The 3,678-nt window shown below is 75.9% G+C and carries 1 protein-coding gene; it reads left to right on the top strand.

Translation table 11 applies throughout. The annotated features are described in order from the left end of the window. Nucleotides 1-3,678: non-ribosomal peptide synthetase (locus ACZ3II_RS43475; protein ID WP_465526767.1), on the top strand; the 3,678-nt coding region annotated here is incomplete at both ends.

The raw sequence follows: 3,678 nt of genomic DNA, 5'->3' as shown, positions 1-3,678 counted from the left end.
CTGGCGGCGTACGCGAACCAGGATCTGCCGTTCGAGCGGTTGGTGGAGCGGCTGGCGCCGGAGCGTTCGCTGTCACGCAACCCGCTGTTCCAGGTCCTGCTCGTCGTGCAGAACATGCCCGGCGGCGCCCCGGAGTTCGCCGGCCTGGACGTGACCCCCGAGCCGGTGGAGGTGACCTTCGCGAAGTTCGACCTGGCCCTGGCGGTGCGGGAGCGCCGCGGCGCGGACGGTCAGGCGCACGGCATCGAGGGCGACTTCGAGTTCGACACCGACCTGTTCGACCGGGCCACCGTCGCCGCGTTCGGCGCCCGCCTGCGGACCCTGCTGGCGGCCTGTGCCGCCGACACCGCCGCTCCGGTCAGCCGGCACGACGTCCTGCTGCCCGGCGAGGGCGTGCTGATCGGTGTGCCGGCCGCGCCCGCCCGGACCGTGCCGGCCCTGTTCGCGCAGCAGGTGGCGGCACGGCCGGACGCCGCCGCGGTGGTCTGCGAGGGCCGCACCCTGACGTACGCCGCCCTCGACGAGCGCTCCGACCGGCTCGCCCGTGAGCTGGCGGCCCGGGGCATCGGCGCCGAGGATCTGGTGGCGATCTCCCTGCCCCGGGGCTTCGACCTGGTCGTGGCACAGCTGGCCGTGCTGCGCGCCGGCGCCGCGTACCTGCCGGTCGACCCGCAGTACCCGGCCGACCGGATCGCGTACATGCTCGGCGACGCCCGCCCCGCGCTGGTGCTCACCCACGACGCGCTGAGCGGCCGTTTCGGCGGCGCTCCGGTGCTCGCCGTGGATCTGCCGGTGGACCGGCCGGCCGCCGGGCCGCCGCTCGGGCCGGTGGCGCCGGAGAGCGCCGCCTACGTCATCTACACCTCCGGCTCGACCGGCCGCCCCAAGGGTGTCGTGGTGTCCCACGCCGGTGCGGTCGCGCTCGCCGAGACCCAGCGCGACCGGCTCGGCGCCGGGCCGGGCAGCCGTGTCCTGCAGTTCGCCTCGCCGAGCTTCGACGCGGCGTACTGGGAGTTCAGCATGGCCCTGCTCACCGGCGGGACGCTGGTGCTGGCTCCGGCCGAGCACCTGATGCCGGGCGAGACGCTGCACCGGCTGGTCACCGAGAACGGGGTCACCCACGCCACCCTGCCGCCGGCCGTCCTGCCGGTGCTCGACGCCGCGCGCTGGCCGGCCGGTGGTGTCCTGGTCGTCGCCGGTGAGGCGTGCCCGCCCGGCCTGGTCGCCGAGTGGTCCCGCGACCGGATCATGATCAACGCGTACGGGCCGACCGAGACGACGGTGTGCGCCACGATGAGTGAGCCGCTGTCCGGCACGGTCGTCCCGCCGCTGGGAGCACCCGTCGCCGGCGCCCGGGTGTACCTGCTCGACGAGCGGCTGCGCCCGGTGCCCGCCGGTGTCACCGGCGAGCTGTACCTGGCCGGCGACGGCCTGGCCCGCGGCTACCTGGGCCGGCACGCGCTCACCGGGCAGCGGTTCGTGGCCGACCCGTACGGTCCGCCGGGCGCCCGCATGTACCGTTCCGGCGACCTGGCCCGCCTGCGCCCGGACGGCGCCATGGAGTTCGCCGGGCGGGTCGACGAACAGGTCAAGATCCGTGGTCACCGGGTGGAGCTCGGCGAGGTCGCGGCCGCGCTGTCGGCGTGCCCCGAGGTGGCGCAGAGCGCCGCCGCGGTCCACGACGGCGAACTGATCGGGTACGTCGTACCCGCCCCGGACGCTGCCGGGCCGGAGACGGCCGCCACCGAGGCGGAGCGGGTCGACGAGTGGCGCCGCACCTATGACGACGTGTACGCCGACGCCGGCTCCACCGAGTTCGGCGAGGAGTTCGACGGCTGGAACTCCAGCTACACCGGCGAGCCGATCCCGCTCGGCGAGATGCGCGAGTGGCGGCAGGCGGTCGTCGACCGGGCCCTGGAACAGCGCCCGCGCCGCGTCCTGGAACTGGGTGTCGGCACCGGCCTGATCATGTCCCAGGTGGCCCCGCACTGCGAGAGCTACTGGGGTACGGACCTCTCGCCCCGCGTCATCGAGGCCCTCACCCGGGTGACGGCCGGCCGCCCCGAGCTCGACGGCGTGGTCCACCTGCGCGCCCAGGCCGCCGACGACGACGCCGGCCTGCCCGGCGACTTCGACCTGGTGATCGTCAACTCGGTGGTGCAGTACTTCCCGAACGGCGACTACCTGACCCGGGTGCTGGACATGGCGCTGGCCCGGCTCGCGCCCGGCGGCCGGATCCTGGTGGGCGACGTACGCAACCCGCGCCTGCTGCCGATGCTGCGCGCCGCGATCCAGGCCCGGCGCGGCGCCCCGCCGCCGCCCGAGCGGGAACTGCTCGTCGATCCCGACTGGTTCCACGACCTCGCCGCCGGCCGCCCGGAGCTGACCGCGGTCGACATCCAGATCCAGCGCGGCGCCGCCGGCAACGAGCTGACCCGCTACCGCTATCACGTGGTGCTGCACAAGCAGGCGACCGGCGTCGTGCAGGCCGCGGACGCCCCCGCCGTGACCTGGGAGGGCGAGGACGAACTGCGGGCCGCGCTCGCGGACCGGCCCGCCGTGCTGCGGGTCCGTGACGTGCCCAACGGCCGCCTCACCGGCGAGACCCCGGAGACCGGTCCCGGCGTCGACCCCGAGCGGCTGTACGCGCTCGGCGCCGGCCTCGGCTACCGGACCGCCGTGACCTGGGCCGGGACCACCCACCTCGACGCCGTGTTCACCGACCGGCCCGGCCCGCTGACCGGGCTGTGCCGGCCCGGCCCGGACGGCCCTCGTACCAACGTGCCGGCCACCCCGCCGGCCGGCGACGGCCTGCCCGCCGCCATCCGCGCCCGGCTGTCGGAATGGCTGCCCACCGCACTGCTGCCCACCTCGATCGTGGTGCTCGACGCGCTGCCGCTGACCCCGAACGGCAAGGTGGACCGGGCCGCGCTGCCGGTGCCCGGCCAGGTGCGGCCCGCCGCCGCCGGCCGCGCGCCGCGCGACGCCGAGGAGACCGCGCTGTGCGAGATCTTCGCCCGCATCCTCGGCTGTTCCCCGGTCGGCGCCGACGACGACTTCTTCGCCCTCGGCGGCCACTCCCTGCTGGCCACCCGCGTGGTCAGCGCGGTGCGCGAGCGCCTCGGCGTGGAACTGGCGGTGCGCGACCTGTTCGAGACACCGACCCCGGCCGGGCTGGCCGGCGCCCTGCGCGACGCCCGGTCCGGCCGCCCGCCGCTGGCCGCCGCCGCCCGCCCGGACCGGGTTCCGCTCTCCTTCGCCCAGCAGCGGCTGTGGTTCCTCGACGAGCTGGAGGGCCCCAGCGCCACCTACAACATCCCGATGCCGCTGCGCCTGCACGGGCCGCTGAACCACGAGGCGATGCGCCTGGCCCTGGGTGACGTGGTCGCCCGGCACGAGGCGTTGCGCACCTGCTACCCGGCCGAGGAGGGCCGGCCGTACCAGCGGATCGTGGCGCCTGACGTGCCGGAGCTGCCGTTGATCCCCACCGACGAGCGGCGCCTGCCGGACCAACTGCGCGCGGCCGGCTCGTCCACCTTCGACCTGGCCGCCGAGACCCCGCTGCGCTGCTGGCTGTACCGCCTCGGCCCGCGGGAGCACGTGCTGTTGCTGCTGCTGCATCACATCGCCGGGGACGGCTGGTCGCTGGCGCCGCTGGTGCGGGATCTGGGTACGGCG

Source organism: Actinoplanes sp. NPDC019969 (assembly GCF_055562375.1).
Note: the sequence above shows the minus strand (reverse complement) of the source record. Positions and strands in the feature narration are given on the sequence as shown.